At 67.5% G+C, this 21,240-nt stretch carries 13 protein-coding genes and 1 pseudogene; 6 read left to right on the top strand and 8 right to left on the bottom strand.

Annotated elements, in window-relative coordinates:
- Nucleotides 1-19: 19 nt before the first annotated feature.
- Together PDM28_RS15605 and PDM28_RS15610 are read right to left on the bottom strand one after the other, a co-directional pair.
- Complete coding sequence (locus PDM28_RS15605; protein WP_311182753.1) at nucleotides 20-3,187, bottom strand: efflux RND transporter permease subunit; 3,168 nt, start codon at nucleotides 3,185-3,187, stop codon at nucleotides 20-22.
- Between the two features lie 3 nt (nucleotides 3,188-3,190).
- Nucleotides 3,191-4,321: an efflux RND transporter periplasmic adaptor subunit gene (locus tag PDM28_RS15610; RefSeq protein ID WP_311182754.1), complete on the bottom strand. Its 1,131-nt coding sequence runs from the start codon at nucleotides 4,319-4,321 to the stop codon at nucleotides 3,191-3,193.
- A 125-nt stretch (nucleotides 4,322-4,446) separates the two neighbouring features.
- Between PDM28_RS15610 and PDM28_RS15615 the strand changes: the two genes are divergently transcribed.
- The 3 genes from PDM28_RS15615 to PDM28_RS15625 all read left to right on the top strand — a co-directional run bounded on the left by PDM28_RS15615 (nucleotide 4,447) and on the right by PDM28_RS15625 (nucleotide 7,282).
- Nucleotides 4,447-5,118 carry a TetR/AcrR family transcriptional regulator gene (locus tag PDM28_RS15615; protein WP_102945117.1) on the top strand — a complete coding sequence of 224 codons (672 nt, stop codon included), beginning with the start codon at nucleotides 4,447-4,449 and terminating at the stop codon, nucleotides 5,116-5,118.
- Between the two features lie 135 nt (nucleotides 5,119-5,253).
- Nucleotides 5,254-5,901 carry a protein-L-isoaspartate O-methyltransferase family protein gene (locus PDM28_RS15620; RefSeq protein ID WP_311182755.1) on the top strand — a complete coding sequence of 216 codons (648 nt, stop codon included), beginning with the start codon at nucleotides 5,254-5,256 and terminating at the stop codon, nucleotides 5,899-5,901.
- Between the two features lie 16 nt (nucleotides 5,902-5,917).
- Nucleotides 5,918-7,282, top strand: a complete 1,365-nt coding sequence (locus PDM28_RS15625) for a TolC family outer membrane protein (RefSeq protein ID WP_311182757.1) — start codon at nucleotides 5,918-5,920, stop codon at nucleotides 7,280-7,282.
- Between the two features lie 126 nt (nucleotides 7,283-7,408).
- On the opposite strand, the gene waaA is transcribed toward PDM28_RS15625, so the two are convergent.
- Nucleotides 7,409-8,707: a lipid IV(A) 3-deoxy-D-manno-octulosonic acid transferase gene (gene waaA / locus PDM28_RS15630; RefSeq protein ID WP_102945114.1), complete on the bottom strand. Its 1,299-nt coding sequence runs from the start codon at nucleotides 8,705-8,707 to the stop codon at nucleotides 7,409-7,411.
- Between the two features lie 67 nt (nucleotides 8,708-8,774).
- Between waaA and PDM28_RS15635 the strand changes: the two genes are divergently transcribed.
- Complete coding sequence (locus tag PDM28_RS15635; RefSeq protein WP_102945113.1) at nucleotides 8,775-9,695, top strand: LpxL/LpxP family Kdo(2)-lipid IV(A) lauroyl/palmitoleoyl acyltransferase; 921 nt, start codon at nucleotides 8,775-8,777, stop codon at nucleotides 9,693-9,695.
- 204 nt (nucleotides 9,696-9,899) lie between these two features.
- Nucleotides 9,900-10,331, top strand: coding sequence for an REP-associated tyrosine transposase (locus PDM28_RS15640; protein WP_311182759.1), 432 nt, complete (start codon nucleotides 9,900-9,902; stop codon nucleotides 10,329-10,331).
- 66 nt (nucleotides 10,332-10,397) lie between these two features.
- On the opposite strand, the gene PDM28_RS15645 is transcribed toward PDM28_RS15640, so the two are convergent.
- From PDM28_RS15645 to PDM28_RS15655, 3 genes are read right to left on the bottom strand one after another with little or no spacing between them, the layout of a single operon-like run.
- Nucleotides 10,398-11,762 (bottom strand): O-antigen ligase family protein, encoded by a 1,365-nt coding sequence (locus PDM28_RS15645; protein ID WP_425507673.1) that lies wholly within the window; start codon nucleotides 11,760-11,762, stop codon nucleotides 10,398-10,400.
- Nucleotides 11,743-12,855, bottom strand: coding sequence for a glycosyltransferase (locus PDM28_RS15650; RefSeq protein WP_311182760.1), 1,113 nt, complete (start codon nucleotides 12,853-12,855; stop codon nucleotides 11,743-11,745). Before PDM28_RS15650 ends, PDM28_RS15645 begins: the two co-directional genes overlap by 20 nt.
- 16 nt (nucleotides 12,856-12,871) lie before the next feature.
- Complete coding sequence (locus PDM28_RS15655; protein ID WP_070209583.1) at nucleotides 12,872-13,069, bottom strand: zinc-finger domain-containing protein; 198 nt, start codon at nucleotides 13,067-13,069, stop codon at nucleotides 12,872-12,874.
- Nucleotides 13,070-13,394: 325 nt separating this feature from the next.
- On the opposite strand from PDM28_RS15655, the pseudogene PDM28_RS15660 reads away from it, so the two are divergent.
- Nucleotides 13,395-16,724, top strand: a pseudogene (locus PDM28_RS15660) (GH92 family glycosyl hydrolase).
- A 490-nt stretch (nucleotides 16,725-17,214) separates the two neighbouring features.
- Here PDM28_RS15660 and PDM28_RS15665 read toward each other — a convergent pair.
- Nucleotides 17,215-19,503, bottom strand: a complete 2,289-nt coding sequence (locus PDM28_RS15665) for an NADP-dependent malic enzyme (protein WP_102945109.1) — start codon at nucleotides 19,501-19,503, stop codon at nucleotides 17,215-17,217.
- Between the two features lie 262 nt (nucleotides 19,504-19,765).
- Nucleotides 19,766-21,115, bottom strand: a complete 1,350-nt coding sequence (locus PDM28_RS15670) for a dicarboxylate/amino acid:cation symporter (RefSeq protein ID WP_102945442.1) — start codon at nucleotides 21,113-21,115, stop codon at nucleotides 19,766-19,768.
- Nucleotides 21,116-21,240 lie beyond the last annotated feature (125 nt).

Consider the following 21,240-nt stretch of genomic DNA (forward strand, 5'->3'; position numbering starts at 1 on the left):
GCTCTTCGCGCCGCAATGATCACGCCTGTTCCCCAGCCTCATCCGGCTTCACCCGGAACCAAGCCGCATACAGCGCCGGCAGGAACACCAGCGTCAACACCGTGCCCACGATCAGCCCGCCCATGATCGAAATCGCCATCGACCCATAGAACGCACTGCGCGACAGCGGAATCATCGCCAGCACCGCCGCCAGCGCCGTCAGCACGATCGGCCGGAACCGGCGCACCGTCGCATCGATGATCGCGTGCCAACGGTCATGCCCTGCATCGATGTCCTGCTGGATCTGATCGATCAGGATCACCGAATTACGCATGATCATCCCCGCCAGCGCGATCGTCCCCAGCAGCGCCACGAACCCGAACGGCGCCCGGAACAACAGCAGGAACAACGTCGCCCCGATGATCCCGAGAGGGGCCGTCACCAGCACCATCGCCGCCCGCGAGAAACTGCGCAGCTGCAGCATCAGCAACGTCGCCACCACGATCAGGAACAACGGCATGCCCGCCTTGATCGAATTCTGCCCACGCGCCGAATCCTCCACCGTACCGCCCGTCTCCAGCAGATACCCCGACGGCAGCTCCGCCCGGATCCCCTCCAGCGTCGGCAGCAACTGCTGCACCACATCCAGCGGCTGCTTCCCATCACCGATGTCCGCACGCACCGTCACCGTCGGCAACCGGTTGCGGTGCCAGATGATCCCGTCCTCGAACACATACTCCAGCCGCGCCACCTGCGACAACGTCACCGACGTACCGCTCGCCGTCGGAATCGCCAGGCTGCCCAGCATGTCCAGCCGCACCCGCTCATTGTCCGGACCGCGCAGCAGCATCTCAATCAGGCGGTTGCCCTCCCGGTACGTGCTCACGCTCATCCCCGACAACGACGTGCCCAACAGCTGGCTCACCTGCGCACTGCTCACCCCCAACGCCCGCGCACGGTCCTGGTCGATCACCAGCCGCACCACCTTGCTCGGCTCGCTCCAGTCCAGGTTCACGTTCATCACATGCGGGTTCTCCCGCACCTTCGCCTCCACCTTGCGCGCGATCGCCTGCACCTGCTCGATGTGCTCGCCCGACACCCGCATCTGCACCGGATAGCCGACCGGCGGCCCGTTCTCAAGACGCGTCACCCGCATCTGCACGTCCGGGAACTGCGGAATCACCTCCTTCAGCAACCAGCTCCGCGTCGCCTCACGCGCCTCCGCGTTCTCGGTCAACACCACGAACTGCGAGAAATTGGTCGCCGGCAGCTGCTGGTCCAGCGGCAGGTAGAAACGCGGCGACCCCGTGCCCACGTAGGCCACGTAGTTGCTGATGCCGTCCCGCCCCTTCAACAGCGTCTCCAGCTTGTGCGCCTGCGCCTGCGTCGCCTGCAGCGACGCACCTTCGGCCAGCTCGATGTCCACCATCAGCTCCGGCCGGGTCGAATCCGGGAAGAACTGCTGCGGCACGAAGCGGAACATCAGCAGCGAGAACACGAACAGCGCCGCCGTCGCCGCGATCACCCACCAGCGATGGCGCAGGCAGCCGTCCAGGAATCGCCGGAAGCGCGTATAGAACGGCCGCTGGTACGGATCATGGTCGTGCGCATGCTGCTTGGGCACGATGAACCGCGACAGCGCCGGGAACCGATCTCCCCATGCCTGCCGCCGCGCATGCCAGCGCGCCGCGAAACTGCCCGGCTTCGGCGGCTGCGGATTGAACAGGTCCGGCAGCATCTTGTCGCCCAGGTACGGAATGAACAGCACCGCCGCGATCCACGACACCACCAGCGCGATGGTCACCACCTGGAACAGCGAACGCGTGTATTCGCCCGTGCTCGACGCCGCCGTGGCGATCGGCAGGAAGCCCGCCGCCGTGATCAACGTACCGGTCAACATCGGGAACGCCGTCGACTCCCACGCAAAACTGGCCGCACGCAGGCGGTCGTAGCCCTGCTCCATCTTGGTGGCCATCATCTCCACCGCGATGATCGCATCGTCCACCAGCAGGCCCAACGCCAGCACCAGCGCGCCCAGCGAAATCTTGTGCAGGCCGATGTCGAAGTAATGCATGACGAAGAACGTCATCGCCAGCACCAGCGGAATGGTCACACCCACCACCAGGCCGGTGCGCAGGCCCAGCGAGAAGAAGCTGACCAGCAGCACGATCACCACCGCCTCGGTCAGCACCTGCACGAACTCGCCCACCGACTCTTCCACCGCATGCGGCTGGTCGGAGACCTTGCGCAGCTGCATGCCGGCCGGCAGCGTCTTCTGCAGGCGTTCGAACTCCGCATCCAGGGTCGAACCCAGCTTGAGGATGTCGCCACCGTCCTTCATCGCCACCGCAATGCCGATCGCGTCCTCGCCCATGAAGCGCATCTTCGGCGAGGCCGGATCCGCGAAGCCGCGCTTGATCTCGGCGATGTCGCCCAGGTGCAGGGTGCGGTCGCCGGCCTGGATCGGGAAGCGGCGGATGTCGTCCACGCTCTGGAACTGACCGGTCACGCGCAGCTGCACACGGTCGGTCGGCGTTTCGAAGAAGCTGGTCGCGGTGATGGCGTTCTGGTCGGCCAGCGCCTGCTGCACCTGCTGCAGCGACACGCCCAGCGTGGCCAGCTTGGTGTTGGACAGCTCGATCCAGATCTTCTCGTCCTGCAGCCCTTCCAGCTCGATCTTGCCCACGTCCGGCACCCGCTGCAGCTCCAGCTGGATGCGGTCGGCGTAGTCGCGCATCACCGCGTAGTCGAAGCCCTGCCCAGTCAACGCATAGATGTTGCCGAAGGTGTCGCCGAACTCATCGTTGAAGAACGGCCCTACGATCTCGCGCGGCAGGGTCGGCTTGATGTCGCCCACCCGCTTGCGCACCTGGTACCACAGGTCGGGAATCGCCTTGGAACGCAGGCTGTCGCGCGCCACGAAGATCACCTGCGACTCGCCCGGGCGCGAATACGAGCGGATGAACTCGTACTGCCCGGTGTTCAACAGCGCCTTCTCGATCGGCTCGGTCACCTGCCGCGACACCTGCTCGGCAGTGGCGCCCGGCCACAGCGTGCGCACCACCATTACCTTGAAGGTGAACGGCGGATCCTCGGACTGGCCCAGGTGCTTGTACGACCACGCACCGATGATGGCGAAGGCGAGCATGGCGAACAGCACCAGCGCGCGGTTGCCCAGCGCCCATTCGGAAAGATTGAAGCGGCGCACGGGTCAGTGCGCCTTGGCCGCGGCAGCCGGCGCGGCGGCCGGCTTCAGCACCGGCCGGTTCTGCCGGTCGACCGGGGTCACCACCTGGCCTTCGCGCAGCAGGTGCCCGCCGGCGGCGACCACCCAGTCCTGCGCGGCCACGCCGGACAGCACCGGCACCGACTCCGGACCATACGCGCCTACCGTGACCGGCGTGGATTTCAGCGCCCCGTTGGTCGGGTTTACCACCCACACGCTGGGCGCGCCGTTGGCGCCGCGCAGCACCGCACCCAGCGGCAGCTGCAGGGTGCCGCTGCGGCCGGCGGCGGCGAACACGCGCGCGCTCTGGCCCAGCTCCACTTCGGCCAGCGCTTCCGGCGCCAGGCTGACCCGGGTCGCATAGGTACGTGCCTGCGCGTCGGCGGCCGGCGCGATCTCGCGGATCGTGCCCGGCAGCATCTGGCCCGGACGGTTCCACAACTCGACCTGCACCTCCTGGCCGACCTTGTAATCGCGGATGGTGCTTTCCGGCAGCGCAATCAGCACCTCACGACCGCCGTCGGCGGCCAGCGTGAACACCGTCTGCCCGGCGCCGACCACCTGCCCGGCTTCGGCCTGGCGGCTGGCGATCACGCCGTCGGTCGGCGCGCGCAGCTGCGCGTAACCGGTCTGGTTGCGGGCCACCGCCAGGTTGGCGCGGGCGGCATTGGCCTGGCCCTGCGCGGCCTTGAATGCGGCGGTCTGCGCGTCCAGCGTGGATCTGCTGACCAGCTGCTGCTCGGCCAGGGTGGCGTAGCGCTTCTGGTCATCGCGGGCGCGCACCAGGTCGGCCTCGGCGGCGGCCAGCTGCGCCTGCAACGCACTGGCCTGGGCGGCGAAGTCGGCCGCGTCCAGTTCGGCCAGCAGGTCGCCCTTGCGCACGCGCTGTCCGGCGTCGACATGGCGCTTGATCAGGTTGCCCCCGACCCGGAACGACAGCGGGCTTTCCTCGCGGGCATGCACCTCACCCGGATACGCGGCCACTTCCTGCCCGCTCACCGTACCCGGTTGCACCACCAGCACCGGGATCGGTGCGGCCGGTTCGGCGTCCTGCTTGCCACACGCTGCCAGCATCAACGCCAGCAGGCCACTGCCCATCCATTGCAACTTGTTCATGAGGTCTCGGACCTTGGAAGTACCCGGGGGAGCCGTGCGGAACGCGACACTCTATTCCACGACGGATAATAGTGAACCAGCCGGTATAGTATAAATATCGAACCGATTGGTCTAGTATTGTTTGCATGACCGATCCCACTGCTGCCGCCGCCTCGTCCAAGCCCGCCGCCAAGGCCGCCGGACCCGGCCGCCCGAAGGATCTGGGCAAGCGCGCGGCGATCCTGGACGCAGCCAAGGCATTGTTCGTCGAACAGGGGTACGGCGGCGTCAGCATGGACAGCATCGCGGCCCAGGCCGGGGTGTCCAAGCTCACCGTTTACAGCCATTTCGGCGATAAAGAGACGCTTTTCACCGAAGCTGTGAAGTCCACCTGCGTTGAGATGCTGCCCGACGCCCTGTTCGTCACCGACGCCGAAGGCGCCCTGCGCGAGCAGCTGCTGGGCATCGGCCGGGCATTCTTCAACATGATCACCTCACCGGCGGCCGTGGCCGTGCAGCGGGTGATGATGGCCCCGGATACCGACGACCGGATCCGAGAGATGTTCTGGGAAGCCGGCCCGCAGCGCACCAGCGATGCCCTGGCCGAGTTCCTGCGCGCCCGCACCGAGCGTGGCGAACTGGAGATCACCGACTTCCACACCGCCGCCCAGCAGTTCTTCACCCTCATCAAAGGTGAGCTGCATACGCATATGATGTGCGGGCTGCGACCGGTCCCGGCCGAGTGCGACGCCACCACCCACGTGGAGGAAAGCGTCACCTTCTTCCTGAGGGCCTACGCCACCCGCCCCGCGCGGTGACACCAAGATGAATGGCTGGAGGTCGCGGTGACTTCCGGCACTGCGACCCCGGCGCGACGGCAGCGATGCTCCCAGTGCGCCGCCGGCTCCCGGCACCGGTAAAATGGCCGGCCCACTGCGCTGGATTAGAACCTCATGACGATCGATTACGCCCACGCCCGCGAACTGATGGTTGAACAGCAGATCCGTCCCTGGGACGTGCTGGACATCCGTGTGCTCGATGTACTGGCACAGTTGCCGCGCGAGGCGTTCGTCGCCGAAACGCACCGCAAGCTCGCCTACACCGACGTGGAACTGCCGCTGGGCTTCGGCCAGAAGATGATGAAGCCGGTCATCGAAGGCCGCACCCTGCAGGCGCTGGACCTCCAGCCCGGCGACGAAGTGCTGGAAATCGGCACCGGCAGCGGCTACCTGAGTGCCTGCATGGGCGCGCTGGCCCGCGAAGTGCTGAGCCTGGAAATCCAGCCGGAACTGGCCGCCACCGCGCGCGCCAACCTGGACGCCAAGGGCCTGGGCACCAATGTCCGCATTGAAACCGCCGACGCGCTGACCTGGGATACCGAACGCCGCTTCGACGCGATCTGCGTGACCGGTGCGGTCGACACCATCCCGGCCCGCTTCACCCAGTGGCTGCGCCCGAACGGCCGCCTGTACGTGATCCGTGGCCAGTCGCCGGTGATGGAAGCGGTCCTGGTCAAGGCCGACGGCAGCATCGATTCCCTGTTCGAAACCGATATCGACTACCTGCGCGGTGCCGCGCCGGCACCCCAGTTCCAACTCTGAGTCCAAGGAAGCCGCAATGATCCGCCGATCCCTCGCTATTGCGCTGGCCGCCGCACTGCTGCCCATGACCGCCTCTGCCGCCGACCTGCTGCAGGTCTACGAAATGGCGCGCAACGGCGATCCGCAGCTGTCTGCCGCAGAATCGACCCGTCTGTTCGACAAGGAAGGCGCCGTGCAGGCGCGTGCGGCATTGCTGCCGCAGATCAACGGCGAGGCGTCGCTGACGCAGAACCGCACCAACCCGAACCACGACATCAGCTCGAATTCGTACACCACCAAGAACCGCAACTACGGCGTCAACGCGTCGCAGACGCTGTTCAACTGGACCCAGATCTCCAACCTGCGTGCGCAGCGCGAGCTGAGCCAGGCCGCGGACTTCACCCTGGATTCGGCCAACGACGACCTGATCGTGCGGACCTCGGCGGCGTACTTCAACGTGCTGGTGGGCATCGAATCGCTGTCGGCCGCACAGACCAACGAAGCGGCCGCCAAGAAGCAGTTCGACTTCGCCGACAAGCGCCTGGAAGTGGGCCTGGCCCCGATCACCGACGTGCATGAAGCACGCGCCCAGTACGACCAGGCCCGCGCCAACACCATCGTGGCGCAGAACACCCTGGCCGATTCCTACCAGGCACTGACCGAACTGACCGGCCAGCCGGTCACCGACCTGCGCGCCCTGCCGACCGACTTCCGTCCGGAACTGCCGGCCAAGTACGCCACCGTCGACGAGCTGGTGAACCGTTCGGTGGAACAGAACCCGGCGCTGAAGGCGCAGGAGCTGAAGGTCAGCGCGGCTGAATCCAGCGTCCAGGCCGCACGTGGTGGCCACTACCCGACCCTGTCGCTGGGTGCCAGCGCCGGCCGCCAGGCCAGCTGGGGCGACGTGGTGGGCAGCGGTTCGAACTTCAGCCCGGATGCGCGCAGCAACAGCATCGGCCTGACCCTGAGCGTGCCGATCTTCTCCGGCGGCGCCACCCAGTCCGGCGTGCGCCAGGCCCTGGCCCAGCGCGACATCGCCCAGGACGGTTACGAGCAGCAGAAGCGTGCCCTGGACCGCAACACCCGCAACGCCTACCAGACCCTGAAGGCCGGCATCAGCGAAGTGGAAGCGCGCCGCCTGGCGGTGGTCTCGGCACAGAGCGCGTATGACGCCTCGCAGGTGGGCCTGGAAGTGGGTACCCGCACCGTGCTGGACGTGATCCAGAACCAGCGCATCCTGTTCGCGGCCCAGCTCGAGTACGCCAACGCCCGCTACACCTTCCTGCAGAACCGGCTGTTGCTGGGCCAGGCGGTGGGCGTGCTGGACATCGCCGAACTGCAGGACATCAACCGCCTGCTGACCCAGCAGGCGGCCACCCCGAGCACCACGGTCAACAACTGACCGCGGCGTAACGCAGGAACCAGAAAAAGCCACCCGGACGGGTGGCTTTTTCGTAGCGACACGCCATGCGTGTCCCACGGATCGCCGGCACCGCGCGGACACGCATGGCGTGTCACTACGCCGAGGTCACCCCAGCGGCGGCGGCAATTTCGGGGCTATCAATTCCACCGTGCGCTTCAACGCGCCACGCCCGTTGCTGACCAGCGCGCAGCCGGCACTGGCCATGTCTTCGCGGGCTTCGGGATCGCGCAACAGCGCCAGCAGAGCATCACCCACGCCAGCCACATCCTCTTCAATCAGCACCGCGCCGGCTTCGCGCATGCGCCGGGAAATCTCGGCGAAGTTGTGCAGGTGCGGGCCGGTCACCGTCGCAGTACCCATCGCAGCCGGCTCAAGCAGGTTGTGCCCGCCGATCGGCTGCAGGCTGCCACCGACGAAGGCGACCTGCGCGCAGCCGTAGAACGCCATCAACTCGCCCAGCGTGTCGATCACGAACACATCGCTGTCGGCCTGCGGCCACTGCTGCTGGCGGCGCGTGCTGACCTTCCAGCCCTGTTCGCGCGCCAGCGCTTCGACCCGGGGGAACCGCTCGGGATGGCGCGGCGCCCACAGCAGCAGCAGGCCGGGAATCTCCGCGCGCAGGCGCCGGTGCAGGTCGATGGTGGCCTGCTCCTCGCCCTCATGGGTGCTGGCGGCGATCCACACCGGGCGTGTGCCTGGCACGGCCGCGTGGAAGTGGGCGGTGAACTCGCGCACGTTCGGGGTGGCGATGTCGAACTTCAGGTTGCCCAGCGGTTGGACCTGTTCGGGCAGTGCACCGAGCTGGATGAAGCGTTCGGCATCGTCGGCCGACTGCGCGGCCACGCAGGTCACGGTGCGCAGGGTGCGTCCGATCAGCGGTCGCAGCAGGCGGTAGCCGCGCAGCGAGCGGGCCGACAGCCGAGCGTTGAGGATGTACACCGGAATGCCACGGTCGCGGCAGCCGAACAGCAGGTTCGGCCACAGCTCGGTTTCCAGGATCAGCGCCAGGCTGGGCTTGAAGTGGCCCAGGAAGCGGCCGACGCTGCCGGGCACGTCGTAGGGCAGGTACACGTGGTCGACCGCATCGCCCCACAGCGAACGCACCCGTTCAGAGCCGGTCGGGGTGATGGTGGTGATCACCCATCGGATATCCGGGCGCAGCTGGCGTAGCGCGTTGACCAGCGGCGCGGCGGCGTTCACTTCGCCCACCGAGACCGCATGCAGCCAGACCCGGGGCTGGGCGCTGGAATGCGGGTAGGACGCGTAGCGCTCGTCCCAGCGCTGGAAGTACTCGCGCACCCGGAAACCCCGCCAGACCAGGTGGTACACCGTGATCGGCAACAGCAGGTACAGCACGACCGAATACAGGCCGCGCAGGATCCATTCGACAGGGCTTTTACGCATGTATGGAGGATACGGGAGCGGCACCGGGAAAGACATGCGCGGCCGCCGCATGACTTAGAATCGGGGCATGTCCGATAACGCTTCCACCGCCACCCGGCCGTCCCTGCGCAATCCCCGGCACTGGCCCACCTTCGCCTTCATCCTGGCCGCCTTCGTGATCGCCCGGCTGCCCTGGGGCCTGCAGCGCGCGCTGGGCCGTGGCGTGGGCACCGTGGCCTACCACGTGGCCAGCAGCCGCCGCCGCGCCGCCGAAGTGAACCTCAAGCTGTGCTTCCCCGAAAAGGACGACGCCTGGCGCCAGCGCCTGCTGCGCGACAGCTTCGACGCGCTGGGCGTGGGCATCTTCGAATTTGCCCGGGCCTGGTGGGGCAGCATCGACAGCATCCGCCCCAAGGTCGAGGTGGAAGGGCTGGAGCACCTCAAGCGCATGCAGGCTGAAGGCCGCGGCGTACTGTTGGTGTCCGGCCACTTCATGACCCTGGAGATGTGCGGACGGCTGCTGTGCGACCACGTGGACCTTTCGGGCATGTACCGCAAGCACCGCAACCCGGTGTACGAGTGGGCGGTGAAGTTCGGTCGGCTTCGTTACGCCAAGGCGATGTATGCCAACGAAGACATCCGGGCCACGGTGCGGCATCTGAAGAAAGGCGGCTTCCTGTGGTATGCGCCGGACCAGGACATGCGCGGCAAGGACACGGTGTTCGTGCCGTTCTTCGGGCATACCGCCTCGACCATTACGGCGACGCACCAGTTGGCGCGGATGACCGGGTGTGCGGTGATTCCGTACTTCCATCGCCGCGAAGGTGGGAAGTATTTCCTGAAGATCGGTGCGCCGCTGGAGAACTTCCCCAGTGAGGACGTCGAAGCGGATACTGCGCGGGTCAACCAGGCGATCGAAGCGATGGTCCGCGAGGCCCCGGACCAGTATCTGTGGATCCACCGGCGGTTCAAGCGGCAGCCGGGTGGGCGGAGCGACTATTACAAGTAACGATTGGGCGTAGGCGTCGCGCGTTGCCGGGACCCGCGTTGACACGCACGGCGTGTCACTACCCGCATGCACCGCCCGTAGCGACACGCCATGCGTGTCCCACGCACCGCCAGCCACCCCGCGCAGACACGCGTGGCGTGTCCCTACGCGGAATTGCGTCCCTTGCCGATATGTTCGCTGCCGCCGTCGCGGCAACCTTTCCGCATGTCCAGTTCACGCCTCCAACGCGGGCGGGTCTCGGCCGTGGGGGCCATCTACGTCGTCACCACCGTCACCCACGGTCGGCAACCTCTGTTCGAGGTTCCCGGCAACGCCCATGCCGTGATCGATGCCCTGCGCCACATCGAACGCAGCGGCCGCAGCCGCACACATGCCTGGGTGGTGATGCCCGACCACGTCCACTGGTTGATGGAGCTGAAATCGGGAACCCTCGCCACCTGCATGAACATCTTCAAATCGCGCAGCAGTCGGCTAATCGGTGGCGATCGGGTGTGGCAAAAGGGGTATCACGACCATGCGCTGCGGCGTGAAGAGTCGTTGATCGAGGCCGCACGTTACATCGTGGCCAATCCCCTGCGCGCGGGGCTGGCAGAACAGGCAGGCGAATACCCCTACGCCTGGTGCAGAGGCCTGTAGGGACACGCCATGCGTGTCCGCGCGGTGCCGACCGTCCATGGGACACGCATGGCGTGTCGCTACGCGTCAGTGCGCACCGCGGGGTACCGTTTGCGCGGGATCACCCTGCGTCGGGGCTTCGCTGGCAAGAAGGCTGCCTGCGTACAGGGCGGCCAGCAACAATGTCAGGCCGCCCCAGAAGGTGGAATAGAACGCCAGGTGGGTGTTGAGCGGGAACACGGTGACCGCCAGCGCCAGCATGGCCGGGCGCGCGCGTTCCCGCGCGGCCTTCGGTGCGAAACGCCAGGCGCGCCATGCCTGTGCCGCTGCGGCCAGCCACAGCAGCAGGCCCAGCACGCCGGTTTCAGCCAGGATTTCCAGCAGGATCTGGTGCGCGTGCAGCGCCGGACCGTCCCCCCATACTTCCTGCGCTTCCGGGCGCGGATTGCACTCCGGGTACGCGTCGCGGAAACCGCGGGCGCCTACGCCGTTGATGGGATGTTGTTCGATCATGCAGCCCGCCGCCGCCCAGATCTGTGCGCGTCCGGACAACGCCTGGTTGACGCCGTCGCTCTCGCCTTCCCACGCCATCGCGGTGCGCTCCAGGCGCTCACGCACCTGCGAGGAACCCACGCCCAGCCCGATCGCCACCACCAGCCCCATCGCCACACAGGCCAGCAGCGTGCGTGCGCCAAGCAGGCGCCAGCCAGAGAACACCAGCACCAGCGCATAGGTGAGCCACGCCGCGCGCGAACCCGCCAGTACCAGCACCACGCCCAGCGCCGCAGCGGACACCATCCAGCCCCAGCGCCCGAACCGCGCGGCAGCGGCAAACAACAGGAACGGCGACAGACTCGCCAGCACCTGGCCGAACTTAAGGTTGCACGGGCCCAGCACGCCACTCAACCGGTCCGCCGCCGCCATTTCCGCCGGCGGACACAGGCCATGCCCACTGATCGCCCATTTCAACTGGTCCATCGACCAGAACAGCGGGCTGGTGCCGAACGCCGCCTGCGCCAGGCCATCCAGCGTCCAGATGCCGGTGATGACCGCAATGCCTTTCAAGGTCAGCGCGCGCCGCTCCGGTGTGCCCACTGCAATCGCCACCAGCCACATGAAAGGCAGGTAACGCAGCCCGGCCGCGGTCTTGCGCCACGCCGTGCCGGGGTCGATCGCATCGAATGCGGAAAATGCCTGCGGCAGCCAGTAGCCCAGGAACAGGATGCTGGTCAGCGCCCACGCCGGGCTGCTGAGCATGCGCTGCTTGCCCTGCAGGCGCAGCTGCACCATGCGCGCTGCGGCATAGATCGCCCCCAGCCCCAGCACGGTTTCGGCAATGCCGGGCAGCGGCAGCATCGCCACGAAGGCGATCACCCACCACGGCGCCCAGCGGCCCGCGCGGAAGCCCGGTGAACCCGGCGCCTTCAGCGGCTCAGCCAGCGAGGGAGGTATAGAGCTGGAGCGTGTCACGTTGCATCGCCTGCAGGGTGAACGGAATACGCGAAGGCAGCGCCGGCGGCTGCGCCAGCAACTGCAGCGCGCGCGCCAGCAGAGCGTCGGCGTCGCCCAAGGGTACCGCGCCCGACGGCTGGAGGTGTTGCAGGAGCTCGCCCACGCCGCCGTGGTTCCAGCCCAGTACAGGTCGGCCCACCGACAGCGATTCGACCACGGTGCGGCCGAAGGCCTCCGGTTTGTCGGACAGCTGCAGCACCAGGTCGCTGGCTGCATACGCTTCTGCGATGCGCGAGGTGGGTGGCGTCATGAGCACCGCGTCTGCGACGCCCAGACTGCGCGCCTGCGCCTCAAGCTCGTCCACGTAGCGTTCGCGTCCCGGCTCACGGGTACCCGGCATCCACAGCTTCGCCGGCACCCCGGCAGCATGCAGCCCGGCCAGCAGCGTCAGCGCGTGGCCATGCCCCTTGAGCCGGGTGCCACGTCCGGGCAGCAACAGCAGCGGCGCATCACCGGCCAGGGCCGGATGCTGCGCGTCCACCGCCAGCCGTGGGCGCCGGTCCTGCCGGCCCACGCGCGGGAACTGGGCCACGTCCACGCCACGCGGAATCACCTGCAGGCGCTCGGCCGGCACGCTCGGGTAATGGGTGAGCACGAACTCGCGCACGGTATTGGATACGCAGATCACCCGCTCGCCACTGGTCATCACCGCGCTGTAGCGGCTGGGCGAATTCAGCCCATGCACGGTGGTGACCCAGTGCGGGCGCGTGGCGGCAGGCAGGTTGCGCACCGCATACAGGCCCAGCCAGGCCGGCAGCCGCGAGCGTGCATGCACGATGTCCGCGCCGGTCCCGGCCAGCAGGTTGCGCAGGGTGCGCACGTGGCGCAGCGTCCACAGCGACTTGCGGCCGATGTCCAAGGTGAGGTGCTCTGCGCCGCTGGCCAGCAGCGGTTCCACCAGCCGGCCACCGGCCGACACCACGATCGCGCGGTGCCCGGCCGCGACCAGCGCGGCGGCAATTTCCAGGGTGGAGCGCTCGACCCCGCCGGAGTGCAGCGCCGGCAGCAGCTGCACCACGGTCAATCGGCGCATGTTCAGTGGTGCCTGCTCAGTCGGCCAGCACGAACACCGAACCGCAGTACGGGCACGCGGCTTCGCCGTTGGCCTCGTCTTCGATCGGCAGGTACACGCGCGGGTGCGAGTTCCACAGCGCCATTTCCGGCGTCGGGCAGCTCAGCGGCAGGTCGCTGCGGTGCACGGTGTAACGCTTTTCAGCATTGGCGGGCGCGGTGGCGGTATGGCTCATGGCGTGGACACGAAAGGGATTGCGAGGGCCACGATTCTAGCACCCGGGGGCCACCGCGCGATGCCGCCGGTCCGGCGCCGCGCCGCCGCCCGGAAATCCCGACATGCGATTTTTCCGGGTTTAGATCGAACTAATTTCACTTGCGGAGCCGCGCCGGGTGTTGCAGGATCGGACGCGTTCCGATCAACCACCCGATCGCATGGCCCGTCCCCCGCCGGACCTGCATCGCTTCGACTGCCCTCCCCGGGCGGCCGGCGCGCTGCTGTCTGCCGAAGTCGCCGATGCGGGCTTGCCCTGCCGCCTGTCCCACCCGGGAGATCCCTGCATGACCCTGCCGCACCCCCGTCCTGCCCGCCGCGCCCTGCTTCCGCTCGCGCTTGCCCTGGCCTGCTCGCCCGCCTTCGCGTAGGGCCTGCAGACCTCGTTCGAGCCGGGCGAACCGGCCCCGCAGGCCAGCACCAACGGCGTGCAGGTGAAGATCGGCGCCGGCCCGAAGGCGCCGTACGCGGCCAAGCCGGGGGTGGGCTACAGCGGCCTGCATGCCCTGCACTACGCAAGCGCCGGCGGCACGGCCAGCACGAAGCTGTTCGCCACCGACGTGACCGTCGACGCCGACACCACCCTTTCGTGGCTGGTGCTGCCGGAGATCGTCGGCGACGACACCGTGGCCTCGACCTATGTCTCGCTGGACCTGGTGCTGGATGACGGCAGCCGCGTGTCGGCCACCGACGCGCGCGACCTGCACGGCATCGCGCTCGGCGCCAAGGCCCAGGGCGACTCCAAGACGCTGTACCCGCAGCAGTGGGCGCACAAGTCGGTGCGGCTGGGCGACGTGCCCGCGCTGCGCGGCCGCCGCGTGGTCGGCGTGGAGCTGGCCCTGGCCAGCGCCGCGAACGCCCCGGTGTCGGGCTGGATCGACGACGTGCGCCTGGACAGCCTGCCGCGCACCGCGCCGGCCCGCCCCTCCGACTGGGTGCTCACCACCCGCGGTACCCAGGCCAACGGTACCTTCTCGCGCGGCAACAACTTCCCCGCCACGGCGGTGCCGCACGGCTTCAACTTCTGGACCCCGGTCACCGACGCCGGCGCGCTGAACTGGCTGTACCGCTGGAACGAGCAGAACAACGCCGCCAACCGCCCGCAGCTGCAGGCGCTGGCCCTGAGCCACCAGCCCAGCCCGTGGATGGGCGACCGCCAGACCTTCCAGGTGATGCCCTCGGCCAGCCGTGGCGTGCCTGAAGCCGACCGCGCCAAGCGCGCCCTCGCCTTCGACCGCGACAACGAAAGCGCGCGCCCGTACCGCTATGCGGTGCGCTTCGACAACGGCATCGCCGCCGCCATCGCGCCGACCGACCATGCCGCGCTGTTCCAGTTCGACTTCCCGAAGGAGGGCGACGCCAACCTGCTGTTCGACAACGTGGACGCACGCGGCGGGCTGACCCTGGACGCGGCCACGCAGACCCTGTCCGGCTATACCGACGTGCGCAGCGGCCTCTCCAACGGCGCCACCCGCATGTACGTGGTGGCCAGCTTCGACAGGCCCTGGCGCAGCAGCGGCCGCATCGACACCGGCCGCCCGACGGGGTACATCAAGTTCGATGTCGGCAGCGACCGCCGCGTGAACATGCGCATCGCCACCTCGCTCATTTCGGTGGAACAGGCCCGCCACAACCTGGCCCTGGAGCTGTCCAGCGCCGACACCCTGGACAGCGTCGCCGCGCGTGCGCAGGACGCCTGGGACCAGCGCCTGGCCCGTTTCGACATCGGCCAGGCCAGCGACGACCAGAAGACCACGCTGTACTCCAGCCTGTACCGCCTGTACCTGTATCCCAACTCGGGCTTCGAGAACGCCGGCACCGCAGCAGCACCGGACTGGCGTTACGCCAGCCAGGCCAGCGCCGAGGACAACAACACCGACGGCAGCGCCACGCGCAGCTTCGCGCCGATCCGCGACGGCAAGGTGTACGTCAACAACGGCTTCTGGGACACCTTCCGCACCACCTGGCCGGCCTATGCGCTGTTCACCCCGGACGATGCCGGTGCGCTGGTGCAGGGCTTCCTGGAGCAGTACCGCGCCGGTGGCTGGGTAGCACGCTGGTCCTCGCCGGGCTACGCCGACCTGATGGTGGGCACCAGCTCCGACGTGGCTTTCGCCGATGCCTACCTCAAGGGCATCACGGGGTTCGACCCGGACGAGGCCTATAAGGCCGCATTGAAGAACGCCACGGTGGTGCCGCCGGACCGCCATGTCGGCCGCAAGGGCATGGACCGCTCCACCTTCCGTGGCTACGCCAGTGCGGATGTGCATGAAGGCATGTCGTGGACGATGGAAGGCGCGCTCAACGACTTCGGCATCGCCAACATGGCCGACGCGCTGGCCAAGCGTGCCGGCACTGCCGCCGCGCGTGAGCGTTACGCCACCGAAGCCGCGTACTTCCGCGCGCGCGCCGGCGTGTACAGCACGGTGTTCGACCCGGCCGCCGGCTTCTTCCAGGGCCGCAATGACGACGGCAGCTGGCGTGTGGATGCGAAGAAGTACGACCCGCGCGTATGGGGCCACGACTACACCGAATCCAACGGCTGGACGTTTGCCTTCACCGCCGCGCACGACGGCGAAGGCCTGGCCGGCCTGTACGGTGGCCGCGCCAAGCTGGCCGAGAAGCTGGACACGTTCTTCAGCACGCCGGAAACCGCAGACCCGGCCTTCTCCGGTTCCTACGGCGGCACCATCCATGAAATGACCGAAGCGCGCGACGTGCGCATGGGCATGTACGCGCACAGCAACCAGCCCTCGCACCACATTCCGTGGATGTACCTGTACGCGGGGCAGCCGTGGAAGACCCAGCAGCATGTGCGCGAGATCCTTTCGCGCCTGTATGTGGGCAGCGAGATCGGCCAGGGGTATCCGGGCGATGAAGACAATGGCGAGACCTCGGCCTGGTACGTGCTGGCCTCGCTGGGCCTGTACCCGCTGCGCATGGGGTCGCCGGAGTATGCGATCGGCTCGCCGGCGTTCAAGCACGCCAAGGTGGAGCTGCAGGGCGGCGCGGTGCTGACCGTGAATGCGCCGAACAACTCCGACCGCAACATCTACGTGCAGTCGTTGAAGATCGACGGCAAGCCGTGGACGAAGACGTGGGTGCCGCACGATGTGATCGCCAAGGGCGCGACGCTGGACTTTGAAATGGGCCCGGCGCCGTCCACCTGGGGTACCGGGGCGGATGACGCGCCGCGTTCGTTGACCGCGCGCGGTGAGCGCCCGGCGATCCTGCATGACCTGCTGGGCAAGGGCGCGCGGGCGACGGCGGAGAATGGGCGCGAGCTGGCGGCGTTGATCGACGATGACGCGGGCACGGTGGTGCCGTTCGGTGGCGCGGGCACCGTGGTATTCACCGGGGTGGCCGAGGGTGCGCCGACGATGTACACGCTGACCAGCGGCAATTCGCCGATTCGTGGGGCGAAGTGGACGCTGGAGGCACGCACGGCCGGTGGCAAATGGGTTGCGCTGGACCAGCGTACGGGTGAGACCTTCGAGTGGTCGCAGCAGACCCGGCCGTTCCGGATTGCCAAGCCGGGCCGGTACGCCGAGTACCGGTTGCGGGTGGAAGGGTCCGGGCGGGCGCAGTTGGCTGAAGTGGAGCTGTTGGCGCCGTGATGCGGTAACCGGGGGTCTTTCCAACGATGGATGGACCCCGGTAGAGCCACGCCCTGCGTGGCTTTGCCGGGGCCTGACCGAAATGCAGCCACGCAGGGCATGGCTCTACCGTGCGGGGAGGAAACCCTTCGTTACCGCGCGCCTACCAGGCCGGCGTACAACGCGAACAACTGCTTGAAGTACCGCTTTGCAGGACGAATGCGCATGGCGCCATTCCAGGGGGAGGAAGTGGTCGGGCCCGGGGTGGCAGGATCCTTGGACCACTGCCAAGCCGGGCCGCGTGGGCATATTGGGCCAGCGCGAGGTTGCATCCGGGTTACGGTGCGGCTGCGGAGACATGGCAGAACGTCAAATGCAAAAGGGATCGGTGCGTCGCACCGATCCCTTCTTCAAGGTCTACCGACCAGCGGTCGGTAGCCACCGCGTAAGCGTTTCGCTACGCGAAACAGGAACGTGCGCTGCACGTTCCACGCTGGAACCGAAAAAGGCCTTACGCCTTTTCCGCCTCCAGCGTCTTCCTGATCTGCGCATCCACCGCCGCAATGGCGGTCATGTTCAACACACGGCGCGAGGTCGCGCTGGTGGTGAGGATGTGCGCCGGCTTGGCTACGCCCATCAGGATCGGGCCGATCGCCACGCCGTCGGTGAACACGCGCACCAGGTTGTAGGCGATGTTGGCCGCTTCCAGGTTGGGCAGCACGAACAGGTTGGCGCGGCCCTTCAGCGTGCTGTCCGGCAGCAGCTTCTGGCGCAGCGCTTCGTCCCATGCGGTGTCGCCCTGCATCTCACCGTCCACGTTCAAACGCGGGTTGCGCTTGAGCAGCAGGGTGCGCACGGTACGCATCTTCAGCGCGTCCCTGGAATCGTGGCTGCCGAAGTTGGAGTGCGACAGCAGCGCCACCTTCGGTTCGATCCCGAACAGCTTCATGCGGTAGGCCGCCTGCAGCGTGGCTTCGCAGATCTGCTCGGCGGTGGGGTCTTCCTGCACGTGGGTGTCCACGAAGAAGAACACGCCCTGCTGGTTGATCACACCGGTCATCGCCGAGGTCGAGGTGACCTTCGATTCCAGCGGCAGCACGCTGCGCACATAGCCCAGCTTCTTGTGGAAGCGGCCGACCACGCCGGTCAGCATGGCGTCGGCTTCGCCGCGCGCCACCATCACCGCTGCGATCAGGGTCGGGCGCGAACGCATCAGGTTCTTAGCCGCCGCAACCGTCACGCCACGGCGGCCGGTGAGGTTGTGGTAGTACTGCCAGTACTCGTTGAAGCGCGGATCGTCGTTGATGTTGGTCACATCGAAGTCGGTGCCTGCCTTCATGCGCAGGCCCATGCGCTCGATGCGCGACTCGATCACGTCCGGGCGGCCGATCAGGATCGGGAAGGCCAGGCCTTCGTCGACCACGTTCTGCACCGCGCGCAGCACCACTTCCTCTTCGCCTTCGGCATACACCACGCGCTGCTTGTCGGCGCGCGCACGGTCGTACACCGGCTTCATCATCAGGCTGGTGCGGTACACGAACTGCGCCAGCTTCTCGCGGTACGCGCCCATGTCGGCCACCGGACGCGTCGCCACGCCCGAATCCATCGCGGCCTGGGCCACGGCGGCCGACAGCTCCACCAGCAGGCGGCGGTCGAACGGGCGCGGAATCAGGTAATCGCGGCCGAAGCTCGGGGTTTCATCGCCATAGGCCGAACCCAGGTCGCTGGCTTCGCGGCGTGCCATCGCGGCGATCGCGTGCACGCAGGCGATCTTCATTTCTTCGTTGATCGCGGTTGCGCCGACGTCCAGCGCACCGCGGAACAGGTACGGGAAGCACAGCACGTTGTTGATCTGGTTCGGGTAGTCCGAACGACCGGTGCCGATCAGCGCGTCCGGGCGCACGCTGCGCGCCACTTCCGGCATGATTTCCGGGGTCGGGTTGGCCAGCGCGAAGATCACCGGGTCCTTGGCCATGGTCTTGACCATGTCCGCGGTGAGGATGCCCGGGGCCGACAGGCCCAGGAAGATATCCGCGCCGTCGACGATCTCGGCCAGCGTGCGCTTGTCGGTGTCGCGCGCGTAACGCTTCTTTTCCGGGTCCAGGTCGGCACGGCCGGTGTGGATCACGCCCTCGCGGTCGAAGGCCAGGATGTTCTCCGGTTTCAGGCCCAGCGAGACCAGCATGTTCACGCACGACACGCCCGCCGCGCCCATGCCGGTGGTGGCCAGCTTCACTTCCTCGATCTTCTTGCCGGTGACCACCATGGCGTTCAGCACCGCTGCACCCACGATGATCGCGGTGCCGTGCTGGTCGTCATGGAACACCGGAATGTTCATGCGCTCGCGCAGCTTGCGCTCCACCACGAAGCACTCCGGCGCCTTGATGTCTTCCAGGTTGATGCCGCCGAAGGTCGGCTCCAGCGAGGCAATGATGTCGACCAGCTTGTCCGGGTCGTTTTCATTGATTTCGATGTCGAACACATCGATGCCGGCGAACTTCTGGAACAGCACGCCCTTGCCTTCCATCACCGGCTTGCCGGCCAGCGGGCCGATGTTGCCCAGGCCCAGCACGGCGGTACCGTTGGAGATCACCGCCACCAGGTTGCCGCGCGCGGTGAGCTCGCTGGCCTGCTGCGGGTCGGCCATGATCGCTTCACAGGCGTGTGCCACGCCCGGCGAATAGGCCAACGACAGGTCGCGCTGGGTCAGCATCGGCTTGGTCGCCGTGACCTTGATCTTGCCCGGCGGCGACATGCGGTGATAGTCGAGGGCGGCCTGTTTGAAATCTTCGTTGGACATCGCTTTCTGCAGATGAATGGGCGAGAGGAACAGGGGATCATACCCCCGTTGGCGTGGGCGGACCTGTCGCTACGCTGTCGCGATGGTGCTGCGACCGCACAAAACAGGCCGTTCGCTGGCGTATGTGCTGCCAGCCTGCCGGGTTCCGATGACAGACGACATCATCAGGATACTGCATTGAAAAAAGCCGGGCCCCGCCGCCCGGGAGGACAGCGGGGCCCGGCCACACACACTCAGGGGGAGGGCGTGTAAGGGGTCAACCTCAGCGGGCCGGGGCCGGCAGCGGCGACGGCAGGTCGTCGGTGGCCAGCGGCGGCAGCTCGGCTTCGCGGCCGTCCAGCGCCAGCGCCAGGCGGTCGCGGTCCAGCGCGCCTTCCCAGCGCGAGACCACCACGGTGGCCACCGCATTACCGATGAAGTTGGTCAGCGAGCGGCATTCGCTCATGAAGCGGTCCACGCCCAGGATCAGCGCCATGCCAGCCACCGGCACCTCCGGCACCACCGCCAGGGTGGCGGCCAGGGTGATGAAGCCCGCACCGGTCACGCCGGCGGCACCCTTGGAACTCAGCATCGCCACCAGCAGCAGCGCGATCTGGTGGCCCAGGGTCAGCTCGGTATTGGTGGCCTGGGCGATGAACAGCGCCGCCAGGGTCATGTAGATGTTGGTGCCGTCCAGGTTGAACGAGTAGCCGGTGGGAACCACCAGGCCCACCACCGACTTGCTGCAGCCGGCCTTTTCCATCTTCTCCATCAGCGACGGCAGCGCCGATTCGGAGGACGAGGTGCCCAGCACCAGCAGCAGCTCGGCCTTCAGGTAACGGGCCAGCTTGAACACCGAGAACCCGCACAGGCGGCAGACCACGCCCAGGATCACCGCCACGAACAGGAACGCGGTGAGGTAGAACGAACCCACCAGCCAGGCCAGGTTGATCAGCGACCCCACCCCGTACTTGCCGATGGTGAAGGCGATGGCACCGAACGCGCCGATCGGCGCGGCCTTCATCAGGATGTGCACCAGGCGGAACACCGGGGCGGTGAGGGCTTCCAGGAAGGTCAGCACCGGGCGGCCGCGCTCACCCACCAGGGCCAGCGAAATACCGAACAGCACAGCCACGAACAGCACCTGCAGGATGTTGCCATCCACGAACGCGCTGACCAGCGTGGCCGGAATGATGTCCATCACGAAGCCGGTGAGGGTCAGCTCGTGGGACTTCTCCACGTAGCTGTGCACCGCGGTCTGGTCCAGGTCGGCCGGGTTGATGTTCATGCCGGCGCCGGGCTGCACCACGTGCGCCACCACCATGCCCACGATCAGCGCCAGGGTGGAGAAGAACAGGAAGTACGCCATCGACTTGGCGAACACCCGGCCCACGGTACGCAGGTGGGTCATGCCGGCGATGCCGGTGACGATGGTCAGGAAGATCACCGGGGCGATGATCATCTTCACCAGTTTGATGAAGCCATCGCCCAGCGGCTTGAGCGATTCGGCGAAGGCCGGCTCGTAATGGCCGAGGATGGCGCCCAGCACGATCGCCACCACCACCTGGAAATACAGCTGGCGATAGAACGGCAACGGCTTGGCTGCAAGCGGGGCAGCGGTGGGAACGTGCATGGGAAACTCCGGCAGTGTCACGGGGATGCCGGCCGCAGGCGGCGGCATCGGGCGTGGTCTTTTTACGCCGGCTGCATCGCCACGCAGATAACCTATTGGTACTAGCCCCCCTGTTCAGCCAGCCC

This window comes from Stenotrophomonas aracearum, assembly GCF_031834615.1.
Classification (GTDB): Bacteria; Pseudomonadota; Gammaproteobacteria; order Xanthomonadales; family Xanthomonadaceae; genus Stenotrophomonas; species Stenotrophomonas aracearum.